General features: G+C 55.0%; 19 protein-coding genes. 12 read left to right on the forward strand and 7 right to left on the reverse strand.

Annotated features, from left to right (window positions below; all coding sequences use genetic code 11):
- Positions 1-37: 37 nt before the first annotated feature.
- Positions 38-979 (forward strand): fatty acid biosynthesis protein FabY, encoded by a 942-nt coding sequence (gene fabY / locus NQ842_RS01145; RefSeq protein WP_013099362.1) that lies wholly within the window; start codon positions 38-40, stop codon positions 977-979.
- A gap of 12 nt (positions 980-991) precedes the next feature.
- Here the strand turns inward: fabY and NQ842_RS01150 are convergent, their stop codons facing one another.
- The gene (locus NQ842_RS01150) at positions 992-1,909 is read right to left on the reverse strand and encodes an alpha/beta hydrolase (RefSeq protein WP_257256427.1); all 918 of its coding nucleotides are present in this window, start codon (positions 1,907-1,909) and stop codon (positions 992-994) included.
- A 200-nt stretch (positions 1,910-2,109) separates the two neighbouring features.
- On the opposite strand from NQ842_RS01150, the gene NQ842_RS01155 reads away from it, so the two are divergent.
- A complete protein-coding gene (locus tag NQ842_RS01155; RefSeq protein WP_046889539.1) occupies positions 2,110-2,352 on the forward strand; it encodes a ribbon-helix-helix domain-containing protein in 243 nt (80 codons plus the stop codon).
- 2 nt (positions 2,353-2,354) lie between these two features.
- Positions 2,355-2,726, forward strand: coding sequence for a PIN domain-containing protein (locus NQ842_RS01160; protein WP_080346008.1), 372 nt, complete (start codon positions 2,355-2,357; stop codon positions 2,724-2,726).
- Positions 2,727-2,765: 39 nt separating this feature from the next.
- Here the strand turns inward: NQ842_RS01160 and fdhE are convergent, their stop codons facing one another.
- The 4 genes from fdhE to fdnG are packed head-to-tail and all read right to left on the reverse strand — an operon-like array spanning position 2,766 to position 8,289.
- Positions 2,766-3,695 carry a formate dehydrogenase accessory protein FdhE gene (gene fdhE / locus NQ842_RS01165; RefSeq protein ID WP_046889538.1) on the reverse strand — a complete coding sequence of 310 codons (930 nt, stop codon included), beginning with the start codon at positions 3,693-3,695 and terminating at the stop codon, positions 2,766-2,768.
- The gene (gene fdoI / locus NQ842_RS01170; RefSeq protein WP_014833794.1) at positions 3,692-4,327 is read right to left on the reverse strand and encodes a formate dehydrogenase cytochrome b556 subunit; all 636 of its coding nucleotides are present in this window, start codon (positions 4,325-4,327) and stop codon (positions 3,692-3,694) included. Before fdoI ends, fdhE begins: the two co-directional genes overlap by 4 nt.
- Positions 4,324-5,226, reverse strand: a complete 903-nt coding sequence (fdxH, locus tag NQ842_RS01175) for a formate dehydrogenase subunit beta (protein ID WP_014833793.1) — start codon at positions 5,224-5,226, stop codon at positions 4,324-4,326. Before fdxH ends, fdoI begins: the two co-directional genes overlap by 4 nt.
- 12 nt (positions 5,227-5,238) lie before the next feature.
- Complete coding sequence (gene fdnG / locus NQ842_RS01180; protein WP_257256428.1) at positions 5,239-8,289, reverse strand: formate dehydrogenase-N subunit alpha; 3,051 nt, start codon at positions 8,287-8,289, stop codon at positions 5,239-5,241.
- 383 nt (positions 8,290-8,672) lie between these two features.
- Between fdnG and fdhD the strand changes: the two genes are divergently transcribed.
- The 6 genes from fdhD (at position 8,673) to NQ842_RS01210 (ending at position 14,739) form a co-directional block, all read left to right on the forward strand.
- Entirely contained in the window at positions 8,673-9,509 is an 837-nt protein-coding gene (gene fdhD, locus NQ842_RS01185; protein ID WP_047360319.1) for a formate dehydrogenase accessory sulfurtransferase FdhD, read from the forward strand.
- A 114-nt stretch (positions 9,510-9,623) separates the two neighbouring features.
- Positions 9,624-9,836, forward strand: a complete 213-nt coding sequence (locus NQ842_RS01190; RefSeq protein WP_047360318.1) for a DUF1471 domain-containing protein — start codon at positions 9,624-9,626, stop codon at positions 9,834-9,836.
- A gap of 415 nt (positions 9,837-10,251) precedes the next feature.
- Positions 10,252-10,950 carry a DUF1120 domain-containing protein gene (locus tag NQ842_RS01195; RefSeq protein ID WP_014833790.1) on the forward strand — a complete coding sequence of 233 codons (699 nt, stop codon included), beginning with the start codon at positions 10,252-10,254 and terminating at the stop codon, positions 10,948-10,950.
- A 74-nt stretch (positions 10,951-11,024) separates the two neighbouring features.
- Entirely contained in the window at positions 11,025-11,708 is a 684-nt protein-coding gene (locus tag NQ842_RS01200; RefSeq protein WP_257256429.1) for a fimbria/pilus chaperone family protein, read from the forward strand.
- Between the two features lie 20 nt (positions 11,709-11,728).
- Positions 11,729-14,158, forward strand: a complete 2,430-nt coding sequence (locus NQ842_RS01205; RefSeq protein ID WP_043951721.1) for a fimbrial biogenesis outer membrane usher protein — start codon at positions 11,729-11,731, stop codon at positions 14,156-14,158.
- A complete protein-coding gene (locus NQ842_RS01210) occupies positions 14,149-14,739 on the forward strand; it encodes a hypothetical protein (protein ID WP_153908314.1) in 591 nt (196 codons plus the stop codon). The genes NQ842_RS01205 and NQ842_RS01210 overlap by 10 nt, the downstream gene beginning before the upstream one ends.
- A 39-nt stretch (positions 14,740-14,778) precedes the next feature.
- Here NQ842_RS01210 and NQ842_RS01215 read toward each other — a convergent pair whose 3' ends face one another.
- Positions 14,779-15,102 carry an AzlD domain-containing protein gene (locus NQ842_RS01215; protein ID WP_014833786.1) on the reverse strand — a complete coding sequence of 108 codons (324 nt, stop codon included), beginning with the start codon at positions 15,100-15,102 and terminating at the stop codon, positions 14,779-14,781.
- Complete coding sequence (locus NQ842_RS01220; RefSeq protein ID WP_014833785.1) at positions 15,102-15,761, reverse strand: AzlC family ABC transporter permease; 660 nt, start codon at positions 15,759-15,761, stop codon at positions 15,102-15,104. The genes NQ842_RS01215 and NQ842_RS01220 overlap by 1 nt, the downstream gene beginning before the upstream one ends.
- A gap of 101 nt (positions 15,762-15,862) precedes the next feature.
- On the opposite strand from NQ842_RS01220, the gene NQ842_RS01225 reads away from it, so the two are divergent.
- The 3 genes from NQ842_RS01225 (at position 15,863) to NQ842_RS01235 (ending at position 19,652) form a co-directional block, all read left to right on the forward strand.
- A complete protein-coding gene (locus NQ842_RS01225; RefSeq protein ID WP_014833784.1) occupies positions 15,863-16,411 on the forward strand; it encodes a helix-turn-helix domain-containing protein in 549 nt (182 codons plus the stop codon).
- Between the two features lie 17 nt (positions 16,412-16,428).
- Entirely contained in the window at positions 16,429-17,424 is a 996-nt protein-coding gene (locus NQ842_RS01230; RefSeq protein ID WP_257256430.1) for a LacI family DNA-binding transcriptional regulator, read from the forward strand.
- A gap of 104 nt (positions 17,425-17,528) precedes the next feature.
- Positions 17,529-19,652 (forward strand): alpha-galactosidase, encoded by a 2,124-nt coding sequence (locus NQ842_RS01235; protein ID WP_257256431.1) that lies wholly within the window; start codon positions 17,529-17,531, stop codon positions 19,650-19,652.
- Positions 19,653-19,680 lie beyond the last annotated feature (28 nt).

The raw sequence follows: 19,680 nt of genomic DNA on the forward strand, positions 1-19,680 counted from the left end.
GGCGGCGTGGCCGCGGGTAACAAGAGAGAGTACAGCTATGTATCACCTTCGAGTACCGCAAACGGAAGAAGAGTTAGAAGCCTATTACCAGTTCCGCTGGGAAATGCTGCGCAAGCCATTACATCAGCCTAAAGGGTCTGAGCGCGACGCCTGGGACGCCATGGCACATCACCAGATGGTGATGGACGAAGAGGGTAACCTCGTTGCCGTCGGGCGTCTGTATATTAACGCCGATAACGAAGCCTCTATTCGTTTTATGGCGGTTCATCCCTCCGTGCAGGATAAAGGGTTAGGCACGCTGATGGCGATGACCCTGGAGTCTGTGGCTCGTCAGGAAGGCGTCAAACGCGTGACCTGTAGCGCCCGCGAAGATGCCGTTGAGTTCTTCGCTAAACTCGGTTTTGTTAACCAGGGCGAAATTACGACCCCGCAAACCACGCCGATTCGTCACTTTTTGATGATCAAACCCATCGCCACGCTGGATGACATTCTCCATCGCGCCGACTGGTGCGGGCAGCTACAGCAAGCCTGGTATCAGCACATCCCTCTGAGTGAAAAGATGGGGGTGCGAATTCAGCAGTACACCGGGCAAAAATTCATTACCACCATGCCGGAAACCGGCAACCAGAACCCGCACCACACGCTGTTTGCTGGCAGCCTGTTTTCGCTGGCCACACTCACCGGCTGGGGGCTTATCTGGCTGATGCTGCGTGAACGTCACCTTGGCGGCACGATCATCCTGGCAGATGCCCATATTCGCTACAGCGCACCGATAAGCGGCAAGCCCAGTGCCGTAGCCGATCTCGGTTCCCTGGGCGGCGATCTTGACCGTCTGGCGCGCGGCCGCAAAGCCCGTGTACAGATGCAGGTTGAACTCTTTGGCGATGAAACCCCAGGCGCGGTGTTTGAAGGCACCTATATCGTTCTCCCTGCGAAGCCCTTTGGCGCGTATGAAGAGGGCGGGAACGAGGAGGAATAAGGTTCCCCTTTGTTATCGCCGGGCGGAGTTGATCCGCCAGGCGATGTCCCGAAGAACGTCTCGCGCCGATGGACTAACGCCGCCAAGCTGGAAGAAGCCGTGGATGACACCCAGCCAATGCTGAGCCGTGCAAATAACGCCTTGTTCTGTCATATGTTGATAAAGCGCCTGACCCTCGTCGCATAGCGGATCGTACTCGGCGGTAATAATGTGTACCGGCGGCAGGCCGTTAAAATCATCCCGCCAGAGTGGACTGGCTTCAGGATGCAGGCGGTCTGTCTCTGCCAGGTACATCTCATAACCACTCAGCAGCGTATCGCGCGTGATAACGTAGTCCAGGCCATTGAGGGTATAGCTTTCGAAACTCGCCGTGGCATCAAGCATAGGGTAGATAAGAATGAGCTGCGCCGGGTTCCAGAAGCCTTTAGCCTTGAGCCGCAGCGCCGTTACCAGCGCCAGATGGCCTCCTGCACTGTCTCCACACAGCGTCATCCGGTTTTTATCCACACCGACTTTTTCTGCATTTTGCCAGACAAGATCCGCCGCTCTCTCTGCGTCGTCATGCGCGGCGGGGAACGTATGCTCCGGTGCGAGCCTGTACTGAACCGCAATCACCCGACAATGACCGTAGAACGCCAGCTGGCGAAGCTGATTGTCATGGGTTTCAAACCCACCGCTGACAAAACAACCGCCATGGTAGTAGAGGGCACAGGGTAACGTTTCAGGGCTATTGAGAGGTGAAAATACCCGAAAGGTAAGGCCATCAATGACAAGTGTTTCAACCTGCACGCGGGTTTCGGTCTCGCCGGAAAGTACGGTGCTGGTTACATATCCGGCTCTTCGGTCATCAATACTCTGCTTTCGCGCGGAAGGTCGGCCTGCAGCGATAAAATCCTGTACAAGCTTATCAATACCCTTTTCCAGTGCCATGATGATGTCCTTTTATCTGTATGTATATACAGTTTTATAGCCTGATTTACTGCAGATGAAAACAGCGAAATCTGAGGATGTGAACGTTATGGAAAGCGGCTCGCAAAATTGATTAATCCCGAAAAAATGCCCTTTAACCCTAAATTGATAAGGTGTATTTTGCCTGAAAATTAACCGCGGATGATATACTAAGGTGATATATGAGTGTTTTGGCGGAACTGGATATGGGCAGAATACTGATCGATTTATCTGATGATGTGATTCAACGGCTGGATAACCTCAAGCAACTGCGAAATCAACCGCGCGCTGAGCTGCTACGGGAAGCGATAGAACTGTATCTCGACCAGCAGAGTTCGTCTGTTATCCGCGATGCGCTTGGCCTGTGGGGCGACAAGAAAGAGGACGGTCTGGAGTATGAACGTAAGCTGCGTGAGGAATGGTGATCATGACTAATATGGCCGTGTTTGATACCAATATCCTCATTGATCTCTTCAACAACCGTGTCGAAGCTGCGGATGCGATTGATCATGCCGCGGCACATCGAGCCATCAGCTTAATTACCTGGATGGAAGTGATGGTGGGCGCACGCAGGCATGGACATGAAGCGAAAACGGCAGCCGTGATGGGCGCTTTTGAAATTATCGATGTGTCTCGGGATATTGCGGAAAGAAGCGTTTTACTGCGTGAAAAACATGGAATGAAACTGCCTGATGCTATCATTCTGGCCACAGCCCAGAGCAGAAAATGTCCGTTGATTTCTCGAAATACGAAAGATTTTGCGGGTATTGATGAGGTCGTTACGCCTTATCAACTGTAGGCCGGGCAAGCTTGCGCCGCCCGGCATTAATACAGGAGATTACTCCCCTTCACCCGGGAACAGGAACGGGTTAATCGAGCTACGGGCAAAGCCCTCCTGCTCCATTTTGGCATCCAGAATCAGCGAGGCGAGATCGTCGGCCACCGCTTCAACTTTCGGGTCTTTTTCCTGATACAGAATCTTCAGGTACGTGCCGCAGTCGCCGCAGCTTTCGGCTTTCACCGCCGCGTCTTCATTTTCCAGCGACCAGTAGTTGAGATCGCGGGTCTGCTCGCAGTTGCTGCACTTCACACGCACCACGTGCCACTCGGTTTCACACAGGTTGCAATGCAGGTAGCGCAGGCCCTGAGTGGTGCCGATTTGTACCATGCTGGAGACCGGCATTGAGCCACACACCGGGCAGAACTGACGTGCTTCACCGTATTCGGCGCGCGCTTTGCCGGGGATCAGGCTGGCCATTTGTGCCCAGTAGAGCGACAGCGCCGCCCAGATAAACGGCGCTTTATCACTGCTGACCTGCGAGAAATCAGAAGCAAACAGCGCACTTGCCATCTCTTCCAGTTCCAGATCGGAGGCTTTTTCGAGATTTTCAATCACCGCTAGCGCGGTGCCGCTCATCTCGGGCTTCAGTTCGGCAATCAGCGAATGCAGCAGTTTGTGCCAGTGCTTATCACGTGGCAGCACATGAATATCCAGCGGCGGTTTGCCCTGCTCACTGGCTTCTTTGATGCGCGCCGTCAGGTCCATTTGCAGCGGGTGGTCGTACAGCACCACTTCCTGCGCATGGGCAACCAGCGCGGCAAAACGCAGAAAATCGCCCAGCGGGTTGTTCTCTGCCAGCTCGCGCAGACGCTCTGCGCGGCGGTTGTAGAGGTTCTTGAGTCTGGGGAATAACAACGGCGGAATATATTCCGCCGTGCGTTTCTCGCTCGACCCCAGCTCATCTTGCGGGATTATGCGAATACTCATTCAGATGACTTTTCCTGTTTCTGGCGGACTTCACGGTACCAGCGCGGGTGATGTTTCTTCGCCCACGTGCTGGTGACCCAGCCTTCCACCATCGCGGTAATGGTGCCTTTCACCCAGAGGGCGGCGTAAATATGCACCATGATAACCACAATTAACGCCACTGCGGCAAATGAATGCAGCATCAGCGCGAATCGGATCACCGGGATTGAGAAAGCAGGCGCAAAATACGGACGCCAGATGATCACGCCGCTGACCAGCAACAGGACCAGGAAGATAATCGCCGCCCAGAATACGCACTTCTGGCCGAAGTTATAACGCCCGGTATCACCCACTTCCTCGTTGACGACGATCTTACGAATATTCTTCGCCCAAAAGATATCATCCCGATTGATTAGGTTATGGTGCCAGTAACGGAAAAACATGATGATGAACGACGCGAACATGATGACGCCAACAAACGGGTGCAGGATACGCGCCAGCTGCGGTGTCCCCAGGATTTGCATCAGCCAGTTAAAGGACGGGAAGAAGAAACCCAGCCCGCTTATCGCCGCCAGCATGAAGCAGAAGGCGGTGACCCAGTGGTTGATGCGTTCCGGCGCGGTGTAGCGCACGATGGTGTCACGTTTTTTCATTTGCGCACCTCGTCTTTCTCTTCATGCAGGTTATCGTCTTCCTCTTCCGCGCGGTTCGGACCGACACCGACGTAATGGAAGATGCTCGCCGCGAAGGTGGCAGCAAAGCCCACCGCCGCCAGCGGTTTCCAGATGCCTTTCCAGAATTTCACTGTCGCGCTGATTTCCGGGTTCTCCGGCAGGCCGTGATACAGATTCGGTTTGTCGGCATGGTGCAATACGTACATGACGTGCGTACCACCCACACCGGCCGGATCGTACAAGCCAGCGTTATCGTAACCACGGGTTTTGAGTTCGCCCACGCGTTCGGCCGCCAGCGTTTTCATATCCTCTTTGGAGCCAAAGTGGATAGCGCCGGTTGGACAGGTCTTCACGCACGCAGGCTCCTGGCCGACGTTCACGCGGTCAACGCACAGCGTACATTTGTAGACGCGGTTGTCTTCCGGGTTCAGACGCGGTACGTCGAACGGGCAGCCCGCGATGCAGTAGCCGCAGCCAATGCACTGCTCAGACTGGAAGTCGACGATACCGTTGGCATACTGAATGATAGCCCCTTCTGACGGACACGCCTTCAGGCAGCCCGGATCCGCACAGTGCATACAGCCGTCTTTGCGGATAAGCCATTCCAGTTTGTCGTTCTGTTCCACTTCCGAGAAACGCATCACCGTCCAGGACTTCGCGGTCAGGTCCGCCGGGTTGTCGTACACCCCGACGTTGTGACCCACTTCGTCACGGAGGTCGTTCCACTCGGAACAGGCCACCTGACAGGCTTTACAGCCGATACAGGTAGTCACGTCGATAAGCTTCGCCACTTCCTGCTGGTGGTCCCGCGCCTGAGGCGCGGGGGTGAAACCGTTAGTCGCGGAACGACGAATAATGTCCTGAGATTGATAAGCCATAAGTCGTCTCCGTTACACCTTTTCCACATTCACGAGGAAGGCCTTAAACTCCGGCGTCTGCGTGTTCGCATCACCGACGAATGGCGTCAGGGTGTTCGCGATAAACCCTTTCTTCGCCACGCCCTCATAACCCCAGTGAATCGGAATACCGATGGTATCCACCTGCTGACCGTGAACGTTCAGCGTGCGAATACGCTTGGTCACTACCGCCTTGGCCTTGATATAGCCACGGTTAGAGGAGACCTTCACGGTATCGCCATGGGCAATGCCGAGCTTGTTCGCCAGCTTCTCGCCAATCTCCACAAACTGTTCCGGCTGCGCGATGGCGTTAAGCAGCGCGTGCTTGGTCCAGTAGTGGAAGTGTTCGGTCAGACGGTAAGTGGTGCCCACGTACGGGAACTTGTCCTTTTTACCCAGCGCTTCAAAGTCGCCCTTGAAGATACGGGCTGCCGGGTTAGAGACCACGTTCGGGTGCAGCGGGTTAGTGCCCAGCGGCGTCTCAAACGGCTCATAGTGTTCCGGGAACGGCCCTTCCGCCATCTTGTCGATAGCAAACAGACGTCCCATCCCTTCAGGCTGCATGATAAACGGCCCAACGTCGCTGCCTGGTGCGGCAGTACTGTAGTCCGGAATATCCACGCCGCCCCATTTTGCGCCGTCCCATTTCAGCAGCTGACGCTTCGGATCCCACGGGTTGCCCTGCGGGTCTGCAGACGCACGGTTATAGAGAATGCGACGGTTCAGCGGCCATGCCCATGCCCAGCCCAGCGTATTGCCGAGGCCCGATGGGTCAGCGTTGTCGCGGTTGGCCATCTGGTTGCCTTTCGGCGTCCAGCTACCGGCGAAGATCCAGCAGCCACTTGAGGTGGTGCCGTCATCACGCAGGTGCGCGAAGGTGCTGAGCTGATCGCCTTTCTTCGCCAGCACGGTACCGGTGGCCGGGTCGATAACGTCCGCCAGCGCCTTACCGTTGCTCTCCATCGCCACTTCTTCAGGCGCTGGATTTTCTGGCGTCGAGTAGTTCCAGGTCATGTTCAGAACCGGTTCCGGGTTCGCACCGCCTTCTGCCGCGTACATCTTACGCAGGCGTAAGAAGATACCGGCCAGGATCTCGCCGTCGTTCATGGCGATGCCCGGGGCGTCCGCACCTTTCCAGTGCCACTGCAGCCAGCGTCCGGAGTTGACGATAGAACCGTTCTCTTCCGCGAAGCAGGTGGATGGCAGACTGAACACTTCGGTCTGAATCTTCGACGGATCGACGTCGTTCGATTCGCCATGGTTCTGCCAGAAGGTCGAGGTCTCGGTATTGAGCGGGTCAATCGTCACCAGGAACTTCAGTTTCGACAGCGACTCAACAACCTTGTTCTTGTTCGGGAACGAGGCCACCGGGTTGAAGCCCTGGCACAGATAGCCGTTCACTTTGCCCTGATGCATCATCTCAAAATATTGCAGAACGTCGTAACCTTTGTCCCACTTCGGCAGCCAGTCAAAGCCCCAGCTGTTTTCTGCCGTCGCTTTGTCGCCGAAGAAGGCTTTCATCATCGAGACGAAGAACTTCGGATAGTTGCCCCAGTAGTTCACCTGGCCTTCGAGTAGCGGTTTAGGCGTGCTGGCTGTCAGGTAGGTTTGCAGGTCCGGTTGTTTCTCGCTTGGCAGGTTCATATAACCCGGCAGGCTTTGAGACAGCAGACCAAGGTCGGTCAGACCCTGAATGTTGGAGTGACCGCGCAGGGCGTTCACGCCGCCGCCTGCCATCCCCATGTTGCCGAGCAACAGCTGCACCATCGCCATGGTACGAATGTTCTGCGCACCAATGGAGTGTTGCGTCCAGCCGAGGGCATACAGGAACGACGCGGTTTTGTCTTTGGCGCTGGTTTCGGCGATAAGCTCGCAGACCTTCAGGAAGTCAGCCTTTGGGGTACCACAGATGTTTTCAACAACGTCCGGCGTATAGCGGGAAACGTGCTCTTTCAGCAGGTTCCATACGCAGCGCGGGTGTTGCAGGGTGGTGTCGCGCTTCGCAAAGCCTTTCTCGTCCAGCTCGTAGTTCCAGCTGGTTTTGTCGTACTTGCGTTTTTCGGCGTCGTAACCGCTGAACAGGCCATCTTCGAAGTGGTAATCCTCACGCACGATCAGGCTGGCGTTGGTATAGGCTTCGGTGTATTCGCGGTTATATTTTTCGTTGGTCATCAGGTACAGCAATACGCCTGACAGGAAAGTGATGTCAGTACCTGAACGAATAGGGGTGTAGAAATCCGCCACTGACGCCGTACGCGTAAAGCGGGGATCGATCACAATCAGTTTCGCACCGTTGTGGATTTTGGCTTCCATCGCCCAGCGGAACCCGACAGGGTGCGCTTCAGCGGCGTTACCGCCCATCACCACAATGAGGTTGGCGTTCTTGATGTCGACCCAGTGGTTGGTCATCGCACCGCGACCAAATGTTGGAGCAAGACTTGCTACCGTTGGTCCGTGTCAGACACGCGCCTGGTTGTCGACCGCGAGCATACCGAGTGCGCGCGTGAATTTCTGGGTTAAATAACCGGTTTCGTTGCTGGAAGCAGAGGCACACAGCATCCCGGTGGAGAGCCAGCGGTTGACCGTGACGCCGTCGGCGTTCTTCTCAACAAAGTTAGCATCGCGGTCTTCTTTAATCAGTTTAGCGATGCGGTCAAACGCCTCTTCCCAGCTAATTTGCTGCCATTTATCGGAGCCTGGCGCGCGATATTCCGGGAATTTCAGGCGGCTTTCGGAGTGGATAAAGTCCACCAGACCGGCCCCTTTCGGGCACAGCGCGCCGCGGTTGACCGGGTGGTCCGGGTCGCCTTCGATGTGGAAGATAGACGCTTTGGCGTTTTTAGCACCGTCGCCGAGGCTATACATTAACAGCCCGCAACCGACAGAGCAGTACGTACAGGTATTACGGGTTTCACGGGTGCGAAGCAGTTTATACTGCCGCGTTTCCGCCAGCGCTACGCCGGGCGCAAAGCCCAGTGCCGCTGCCGTGGTGCCTGCCATACCGCCAGCGCAGATCTTAAAGAACTGCCTTCTGCTGACCTGCATGGGTCACTCCTTGTTTCGACATTGCTTACATATGTAGTTTTGACTTCGCGGTTGAATAATGACCGCAAAGGAGAAAAATTTGCGTTAATCCCTCATTTCTCCGGGGGATATCACCAGAATACCACAATGTCGGTACGCCTGTTCCAATGGCGTTAAAACAAAGTGAACGTATTATCACCGTGTTGATTATAAAGTGTGATATCAATCACATTATTAACCCCGCATGTTACAGGGGTGTAGCATGGTGCCGGTTGCACCTCTCCAGAATGAGTAGGTAAACTTGATGCGGTTGGGTGCTGAAAAGTTGATCCATACTATGCGTAAGGCCTGTGGTTTATGCTGCAATAGCAGGCTCACCTTCGTGGTTGTTCAGGAAAACCGTTGTGTCTAAACAAAACCGTGCTACCCACTCGTCACCACTGCCAACAGGCATTGTGGCGCTGTCGGTACATCGACCCCCTCACATTACCCACGCCACGCCTGATTTTCTGGCGGAAGAAGTCCCTGTCGCCCTGGTGTACAACGGCATCTCGCACGTTGTAATGATGGCGTCGCCTAAAGACCTTGAACTGTTCGCCATCGGGTTTTCGCTCTCGGAAGGCATCATTGCGCATCCGCAGGACATTTATGGCATGGATGTGGTTCAGGCCTGCAATGGTCTGGAAGTGCAGATCGAACTTTCCAGTCGTCGTTTTATGGGGCTGAAGGAGCGTCGTCGCGCGTTGGCCGGACGAACGGGGTGCGGCGTCTGTGGCGTTGAGCAACTGAACGATATCGGCAAACCTGTTGCGCCGCTACCTTTTACCCAGACCTTCAATCTGGCCAACCTCGACCATGCGCTTGCCCATCTCAACGACGTGCAGCCCATCGGTCAGTTGAGCGGTTGTACGCATGCGGCGGCATGGGTTCTGCCATCGGGCGACATCGCCGGGGGACATGAAGACGTGGGGCGTCATGTGGCACTCGATAAACTGATGGGCCGTCGGGCGCGGGAAAGCGATCTCTGGCAGCAGGGCGCAGCGCTGGTTTCCAGCCGCGCGAGCTACGAAATGGTACAGAAGTCTGCGATGTGCGGAGTGGAGATCCTGTTTGCGGTGTCGGCTGCAACCACGCTGGCGGTGGAGGTGGCGGAGCGCTGCAACCTGACGCTGGTGGGGTTCTGCAAGCCGGGAAGGGCGACAATTTATACCCATCCGCAGCGATTAATGGTTGATCAGTAATTTTGAATGATAATAGCAAATCCTTCCGCTTTCAGTTGTGGGTTATGAGGTCTAGTATCTATCTCATCAAGGCACGGTGCCTTACCTAAACAACTTAACGAAAGGGTTTATCTCATGAAAAGCATCAAAACTTTTGTCGCTGTAATCGCTCTGGCTGCTTCATTCGGTTCTTTCGCTGCACAAACTGTTACCGCCTCTGCCTCTACGCTGGATGGTGCTGAAGCGAAAATTGCCGCTCAGGCTCAGGAAGCAGGCGCGTCATCCTACAAAATTACCCAGGCGTTCACGGGTAACCGCGTACACATGACCGCAGAACTGACCAAATAAGCTGTGTTGCCACTGTCCCTTGCTCTTCGGAGCGGGGACAGGTGTAATTAAAAAACTATCCCTCTTCTCGCGTGTAAAGGCTTTACCTCTGCGCCTCCTTTCTTTGTCATCCCCTGTTTTAGCATTCGTCGTAAAATAACTCTCTGAAATAACGTGTCTGGTCAGTCTTGCGATAACATTATTTTTTTAAATACTTTTAAGCCGCTTGAGCGTACTGCTGCCTTTTTATATTCACATTTCAAATAATTCATCTGAACTGTTAAGGCAATCCTCAGGTGTAAATCCTAAAGATGATTTAGACAATTGATAGGGATTATTAATGCTGGTATTTTTCGTACAAATATTGGTTTCTCTTTCTTCGGTCAAATGTCGATATTTGGCTTTGTTTTGTCTATCACCTTAATAAGGAAATTGAATGAACGCGCTTATCAAAAAAGGAATGCTGGCCACAGTGTTAGCGATGTCGGTTAATACAGCTATGGCTGCACAAAGCATTGATATTAAAGTAACCGGTAAGATCCTTCCCTCTTCCTGTACCCCTTCCTTTCCAAGCGGCGGCGGTATTGCTGACTTCGGTACCATGAAAGTGGCCTCGCTCAACTCGACCAGCATGACTCCGCTGGCGGATTTGAAAGAAATTCCCGTTACCATTAATTGTGAAGAAGCCACACGTGTTGCGGTGAAATTTACCGATGCGCGTGACGACTCATCCCCAACAGAAAGTGTCAAAATGGGTAATGGTTTTTCGGGTTCACCATTTAATATGTTTGGTCTGGGAATGTATAACGATAAAAAAATTGGTGCCTATACACTAGCGTTATTCCGCAATCAGGGTGCAAACACTAACGGCAATGGTGACTCACTTTATCCATTGTTGAGTATAGATGGTGGGGAAACCTGGCTTGTTAAAGGCACCGACTACATGCAAATTAACAGCGACAATTCTGAAATATATGCCTTTACTTTAGATACAGCGAATGGCATACCTTCTCCAGAAAGCAAGATCAACTTTAAAGTTGCTGTGAGTGCCACTATTAACCCAACCAATGATTTAAATGTTACGGATGAATTGACACTGGACGGTTTAACCAACATTGAGCTGGTTTATCTTTAATTATCACATAGCTGATAATTCACTGCTCCTCAGATTAGGGGAGCAGTGCCCATCAATATTAACGGACTAATATTATGATTTTTTCTAAAAAAACGCTGCTCTGCGTTTGCCTTTTCTCGTCGTTGCAGACGTTTGCCGCCGGTATGGTGCCCGATACTTCCCTGCTGTTAATTAACGAAGACGAACGAGGCGCGAGCATGGATGTGAAAAATAGCGACGATAACGCCCAGCTTCTCTATACCCGCATTATCGATTTACCGGACGATCCTACACCCGGTGTTATTGTCACTCAACCGGTGGTACGTGTAAATGCCGGTAAAACGCAGCGTGTTCGCTTTGTCTTAAAAGACAGCGCGGAAAAATTAAAAACAGAACACCTAAAACGCGTCATTTTTTCCACTATTCCGCAACGCGAGCAAAATAAAGTTAAAATGGTTTTCAGCCAGAATCTGCCCGTCATTATTCGCCCGGCAGGGCTCGACGTGAATATGGAACCCTGGAAAGGGCTACGCTGGCAGATTAAAAATGGCAACCTGACGGTGTTAAACGATACGCCTTATGTGGTGCGTATGGAACAAAAAGCAAAATTATTACCCTCCGAAACTCAGGTGAAATTTGAAAAAAGCTATATTCTTCCCGGCCAGACGATGATAGCGACGCCAGAAAATAAGCTCTCTGGACTGAATAACAAGGTGGAGATATACCCTGCTACCCGCTTTGGTTATAAAGCCAGTTCTTACGTTGCCGAATTACAATAATAATATCAGATGGAGTGGTCATGATAATGTCCTCCTGTAAAACAGGTGTGCTGGTCTTTTGCCTGAGCTCGGTGGCGTTCGGCATTCGCGCAGAAATTCTTCCCACTGCAGCACCCACTATGGAGCTGGCAAGAGCGTTATTCGACACCGATGTGTTAAAAGAGAATGGCCTTGACCCGGCAATTGCTGACTATTATGCCGTCGCCCCGCGATTTATGCCTGGCTATCATAATGTTACCGTGCTTATTAACGGCAAAAAGCGCGGCATTATGCCCGTGAAATTTAATGATGAAGGTCTTCCTTGTATTGATGGCGAATTCCTGGACGCGGCCGGGTTATATAAAAAGCTCAAGCGTGGGACCTGCCCCTTCATTCATCAGTACTGGAAAAACGCGACGGTGGTCACTTCACCGGACGTAGAGGAAATTTCACTGGTTGTTCCGCCAGAGGCCATTAACCCGGAAAGCGGTCGCCAGGTGGCTGATGTCCGTGGCGGACGCGCGGCTATGCTGAACTACTCCATGTTTGGCACCCATTACGACTTTGATGATGATAAATCCGATCGCTTCCAGTCTTCGTTTGAGTTTGGTTTTAACGCAGGCGACTGGATTGTGCGCAGTTCGCAGTTTATCAGCGACGGCAGCGGCATGGCGTTCGGGAGCGAATCGCTATACACCTACGCACAGCGTACCTTTACCGACTACGGCGTGATGGTGCAGGGGGGGCAAATTAACATCGCCAACAGCCGCTTCAGTATCCCCGGGATTTATGGCGTACAGATGATGCCGGATAACGCTCTCCTGCCGGGTTATAGCAGCGGTATTGAGGTTAGCGGTATTGCCCGCAACGCCCAGGCGCGTGTGGATATTCGCCAGGGCGGACAGCTGATCTTCTCCACGCTGGTGCCCGCCGGGCCGTTCACCTTAAGCGATGTACCTGTTGCAAATCTGAACACGGATTTAAACGTCACGGTGACGGAAACCGACGGCAGCGAAAGCCATTTTACGGTTGCCGCCAGCACCTTCCGTAGCAACCATGTTGGCCGCGCGCCGGGATTTTCACTGGCCGTCGGGCGTGCGGAGGATATGGAGACAAACTTTACGCAGCCCTGGATTGTCGCCGCGTCAAACGGTTGGTCCATCAACAACCGGATGAACTTTCTCGCCGGCATGGTGATGGCAGATAACCACTACTACGGTTTTTCAGCCAACATTGACACCGTGCCGATGCAGCATATGTATGCCTCGCTGGGTTTTCTCGGCTCGATTGATAACCTTTCACAAACCGATGGCAATAAAACCACGCTGGATCTCGGCTATTCATTACCGTGGGGGCTCGGCCTGTCGCTGGGTGGGAGCTACGGTACGCCGAAGTACCGCGAAATGCAGGAGCTGTACAGCGACGACGATGATTACTCGACCACCAAATACGACACCAGCGTTGGCATGAGCTGGTCGAACACGACGCTGGGCCGTTTCTCTCTGAGCTACTACAACAACCAGACCTGGAACAGCGAATACGATAGCCGTCGTATCATTTCGTCATGGTCCCGGTCGTTCCGCTATTTGAGCGTCAGCGTAAACTGGGAATCAGACATCAGCCACGGTGATAAGAGCACCAGCGACAGCGATATGTTTTATGTGAACGTCTCTGTGCCTCTGGGTCGCTCCGGCGTTTCCACCAACAGCTGGTACCGCGAAAACGAGGGCAAAGCTTCTTACGGCACCCGTGCAATGGGTTCACTTAACGACGACAACACCTACACGGTGGGCGTCTCTCAGGATCACGATGACAGCGTAACCAACTGGGACAGTTCGCTGAACAGTAACCTGCACTACACCACGCTGGCGGTGGGGATTGGCGGTGACAATGAAAGCAACAGTAACGCCTCGATAGCGCTGAGCGGAGGCATTGTCGCGCACGATGATGGCGTCACCTTCTCACCTTATCCGGTAACAGATACCTATGCGGTAGTGGCGCTGGACAAGCCCGTTGCCGGGGTGGCGATAGGTACCCCGCGCGGTAACGTCTGGACGGACAAATGGGGCAGAGCGGTTGTCCCCGCCCTGACACCGTTCAGTGAAAGCACGGTTGAAATAGATACGCAAAGCCTGCCGGGCAACCTGGACATCAGCAATGGCCATGCGTCGCTGAAGGCCGCTCATGGGGCATTTGCACACTGGAAGTTCTCAACGCTGAGCCAGCGGCGCGTGCTGCTGAACATTACGCGTGCGGACGGTACGCCGTTACCGAAAGGGGTTTCTGTGGTGAATGGCAAAGGGGAGTACATCACATCTGCACCGGAAGACGGCATCATCTTCCTGAATGATATTTCCGCCAGCCAGACGCTGTATGCGAAGCAGGATACTGGCCGTTGCACGCTGAGTTTCACCTTGCCGGAAGCGGATCCCACTCAATTCTACGAGGAGATAAACGGAAAATGTCTCTGATTTTTCATCGCACGAGTCTGCTGCTGCTGGCCTGCGTCGCCCTCAGCCATGCTCCCTCCGTCCTGGCAGAAGAAGAGTGTCAGGTGGTTTCGTCAGTAAAAAATATCAACAATGGTCTGTTGCGTCGGGAGACAATGCGCGCGGTCAGTACCGATATTGCCGGAAAAACGTACCGGGGTTACGCCTCGTCAGAACGTGAGATCCAGGTGTCGGTGATCTGCCCGGCTGTGCGCAAGATCCGTCTGCAGGTGGATGGCCCGTCCCGGGGAAATAGAGCGTATCGCTTTAGCGACAACGGTGCGCTGAAAATTACGGCGAAAGAGGCGCGCATGGATAATGGTGTCGTGCAACTGGCGGCCGTGCCGCGCGGATCGGCGCAGGTGACCGCTGGCGCGGCGGAGGTCGCGCTACCGCCGGATATGTCACTTGTCGCGGTGAACGGCAGCGAGATGGCGGGCAAACAGCTGGCCGTTACCCTCTCTGTGGTCACCTATCTTAACGATAACGCGTTTAAGACGGGCAACACGGCGGAGCTCGAAGAGATGCTGACGGTGAATTACGTTACCCTCGCGGCGCAGTAAACGCCGCCTTGCCCGACGGACGCGTGCTGTCGGGCTTTTTTACGCCATTCCCGCCAGACGTAGCAGCGCGGTGACGACCGCCGCCGCCACGATCACCACAATTAATGGCATTTTCCGCCAGGCCAGAAATACGGCAAACGCCACGCCCAGCACACGCGCCATCCCGGCGAAGTGTTCCCCTTCATAGAAGGTTGTCGCCAGCGCCACGGAAAACAGTAACACCGTTGCCGCATCCGAGAGCAGCGCCTGTGAGCGCTCTGACAGCGCCAGCCGGTTTCCGAGTTTGGCGCCGCCGAGACGCATCAGATAAGTTCCTGCCGACAGAATGGCGATGCCGAGAATAAAGAGCGTCATGTTTTCCATTATTTTTTCCTCGCACCCAGCCCAAGTAATGACAACAGCACCGGTAAGCCCACCGGGGCGAACGGCACGGCGGCCAGCGACAAGGCTGCACCGCTACAGGCGCGGATAAGCGTGGTGCGGTTTTTAAACGCCGGAACCACTAAGGCCAGCAAAATGGCCGGGAACACCGCGTCCAGCCCGATGGTTTCCGGATCCGGCAACAATTTACCGACCATGGCGCCCAGCAGGGTACCCAGCGGCCAGATGATGGCCACCCCTAACCCGCACAGCCAGTAGGCTGTTTTTCGCTGCTCGGGGGTTTTTTGCGACAGCCCAAACACCACGCTTTCGTCATTCATGATGTGGCAGCCGAGGAAGCTCAGACCGCGTTTCCCCACCAGCTCACGCACCGTAACACCAAACGGAACATGGCGGGCGTTCACCAGCAGCCCGGCCGCGGCCGCGGCCAGTGGGTTACCGCCACTTGCCACGATGCCGATAAACATGAACTCCGAGGCGCCCGCCAGCACGGTAACAGAGAGCACAAACGGTACCCACAGCGGAAAACCGTAGGCCATCGCCAGCGAGCCGTAAGACATCCCCACCACGCCAACGGCGAGGCATACAAGGATAATTGCTTTGATGGTGTCGCCTTTCAGGCAAGAGAGAGAACGTTTCATACAATTTTAGCCATATCGAACGTGTATCCATTATAATGAACGGATCAGATTCGTATTACAAGATGAACGAATCGTTCGATTTATAGAACAAGAGGCCGTTTATGACGCAGCCAATCAGCGTGATCGCCAAAAGCCTGGTGCGAGAACGCCTGCGAACCGGGCTTTCACTGGCGGAAATTGCCCGCCGTGCCGGCATCGCCAAATCCACACTTTCTCAGCTGGAGTCCGGCAATGGCAATCCCAGCCTTGAGACGCTATGGTCGCTATGTGTGGCGCTGGATATTCCCTTTGCACGGTTGCTGGAGCCGCAACAGCCGACCACGCAGGTGATCCGCCGCGGTGAAGGTACAAAAGTGGTCGCCGGACAGGCCAATTATGAAGCCATTTTACTGGCGGCATGCCCCCCGGGCGCACGACGCGACGTCTACCTTCTCATCACCCAGCCAGGTGCAGATCGTATTTCCCAGCCCCATTCCCCGGGTTCGATTGAGCATATTATCGTGACTCAGGGCCGGGCACTGGTCGGCCTGCTCGACGATGCAGAAGAGCTGGGGGCAGGGGATTACATCTGCTATCCCGCCGATCAGCCGCATATTTTCAAGGCCCTGGAGCCAGACACCTACGCGCTACTGGTCGCGGAACAAAATTAACGAAGAGACGCAAACGCATGTCGCTGAAAGCCATCGCCAAAGAACTCGGACTCTCTGTTACCACCGTCAGCCGCGCGCTTAACGGATATGACGACGTCTCCTGCGAGACGCGCGCCCGGGTGGAAGCAGAAGCCCAACGCCGTGGCTATCGGCCCAATACCTTTGCCCGTCGTCTGAAGATGGGCAAGATCGACGCGGTTGGGCTGGTTTTCCCTGTGCATCCTGTTCCGCTCAATAACAGCGTATTTATGGACATGGTCGGCGAAATTAGCCACGAACTGGCGCGACATGAAATCGATCTGCTGCTGATTGCCGATGACGATCTGGCCGATAAACACAGCTATATGCGCATGGTGCAAAGCCGTCGCGTGGATGCGCTGATTGTGGCACACACGCTGGATCACGATCCGCGCCTGGAGCAGTTGCAGGCTGCCGGTTTCCCTTTCCTGGCTCTCGGACGCAGTCAGCTGCCGCAGCCGTACGCCTGGTTTGATTTTGATAACTACGCGGGCACCTACCATGCCACCCGCTGGTTAATCGAAAAAGGCCATCAGCGCATTGCGTTACTCGGCGAGAGCAATAATCAGGCATTCATTACTCAGCGCCGTCAGGGCTATCTCGATGCGCTGCGTGAAGCCGGGCTCTCCAGCGAGTGGCTGCGCGCCATGCCGCCTTCTCGCCGGGTCGGTTATGCCACGACGAAAGAGCTACTCTCTCTGCCGCATCCCCCCACGGCCATCATTACCGACTGCAACACCCACGGCGACGGCGCGGCAATGGCGCTGGCACAGCTTGGTCGTTTAACCGGCGAAAATGCGGTATCGCTGGTGGTTTACGATGGCTTGCCTCAGGACAGCATCGTGGATATCGACGTGGCGGCGGTGATCCAGTCCACCCGTCAGGGTGTCGGAAAACAGATTGCCGATATGGTACGCCAGCTCATAAACGGCGACGATCTTGCGCAACTGCAGGTGCTCTGGCAGCCGGAATTCTCCCCAGGCCAGACGGCCTGAAGTCACTAAATTTCTAAAGCCGATCACAGATCCGAAACGTTTTGGTTTGTATCCGAAACGTTTCGGATCAACACTCAGATCATCCCGATGACAGGAGATGTCTGATGCAAGAAACGATTTTACGACTTGAAAGCAACACGACAGACGTGGTGATAAAAACCCACCCATTTGCCGAAATTCTCTACTGGGGACCTCATCTTCAGCACTTTTCGGCGCAAGAAGTCATAAGTCTTGCGCGTCCTGTGGCAAATGGCAGGCTCGACGTCGATTCGCCGGTGACGCTGATGGCAGAACTGGGCCATGGTTTGTTTGGATCGCCGGGCATCGAGGGCCACCGCCATGGGCTGGATGGTTCGCCGGTATTTAAAACCACACGCGTTCAGAAGCAGGGACACACCCTGACGATAATGGCGGAAGATGAACTGGCTGGACTGCGCCTGACCAGCGAACTGTCGCTTGATAAGAGCGGTGTACTGGTGGTGCGTCATGGCCTGACCAACCTGCGTGAACAGGCGTGGCAGGTTGACCGTTTTGCCGTCACGCTGCCCGTGGCGGAACGCGCCCAGGAGGTGATGGCGTTTCATGGCCGCTGGATCCGTGAGTTCCAGCCGCACCGCGTCAGGCTGGAGCATGACAGCTTCGTGATTGAGAACCGCCGGGGTAGAACGTCTCACGAACACTTCCCGGCGCTGATTTCAGGCACGCCGTCGTTCAGTGAAATGCACGGCGACGTCTGGGGTGTGCATCTGGGCTGGAGCGGCAACCATCGCCTTCGCGCGGAAGCCAAAACCGATGGCCGTCGCTATCTGCAAGCGGAAGCGCTTTACCTGCCAGGGGAGATGGCGCTGGAAGAGGGACAAACGCTCTGGACGCCACGCCTTTATGCGAGCTACTCCGCGCACGGGCTGAACGGGATGAGCCAGCAGTTTCACCGCTATCTGCGCGACAACATCATCCGTTTCCCTGAAAACAAACCACGCCCGATCCATCTCAACACCTGGGAGGGGATCTACTTCAGCCACGACCCGGAATACATCATGCGAATGGCTGACGAGGCGGCCGCGCTGGGCGTAGAGCGCTTTATCATTGATGACGGCTGGTTCAAAGGGCGTAACGACGACCATGCCGCGCTGGGCGACTGGTATCTGGACGAGAAAAAATACCCGAACGGCCTGCGACCCGTGATCGACCACGTCAAACATCTTGGTATGGAGTTTGGTATCTGGATTGAACCGGAGATGATCAACCCGGATTCCGATCTCTACCGCGCGCACCCCGACTGGGTGCTGGCGTTGCCCGGTTACACGCAGGCCACAGGGCGCCATCAGCTGGTGCTCAACCTCAACATTCCGCAAGCGTTTGATTACCTGGTGGAGCGCATGAGCTGGCTGCTGGGCGAGCACGCAGTCGACTATGTGAAGTGGGATATGAACCGCGAGCTGGTGCAGCCTGGCCATAACGGCAGAGCCGCCGCCGACGCGCAGACCCGCCAGTTTTATCGACTTTTAGATGTGCTGGGCGAGCGTTTCCCGCATATTGAATTTGAATCCTGCTCCTCCGGTGGCGGACGAATCGATTACGAAGTACTGGCCCGCAGCCACCGCTTCTGGGCGTCCGACAACAACGACGCGCTGGAGCGCTGCACCATTCAGCGCGGCATGAGCTACTTCTTCCCGCCGGAGGTGATGGGCGCGCATATCGGTCATCATAAATGCCACGCGACGTTCCGCCAGCACAGCATTGCCTTCCGCGGTTTGACGGCGCTGTTTGGCCATATGGGGCTGGAGCTGGATCCGCTCACTGTGGATGAGAAAGAGCGCGAAGGTTATCGCCGTTACGCTGCGCTGCACAAGCAGTGGCGCGAGGTGATCCACCACGGCACCCAGTGGCGCGTGGATATGCCGGACGCCACCACGCTGGCGCAGGGTATCGTGAGCGAAGACAAATCGCAGGGGCTGTTTATCGTCAGCCAACTCGCGATGCCGGATTATACCCTGATGATGCCGCTGCGCATGCCGGGGCTGGAGGCCAGCGCGCAGTACCGTATCTCGCTGCTCGATCACCCTAATATTCAGATTACGGGCAAAGGCGGGCACACCATGCGCAAGCTGCCGGCATGGATGGAGACACCGCAAACGGTGAGCGGTGAGTGGCTGACGCAGGCGGGTATTGCGCTGCCGATTCTCGACCCGGAAACCGCCATTCTGATTGGTGTGGAACGCGTGTAAGGGTGACGGGCCGGGAAACTGGCCCTCC

The sequence above is a fragment of the Enterobacter cloacae complex sp. R_G8 genome (genome assembly GCF_024599795.1).
Lineage (GTDB): Bacteria > Pseudomonadota > Gammaproteobacteria > Enterobacterales > Enterobacteriaceae > Enterobacter > Enterobacter dissolvens.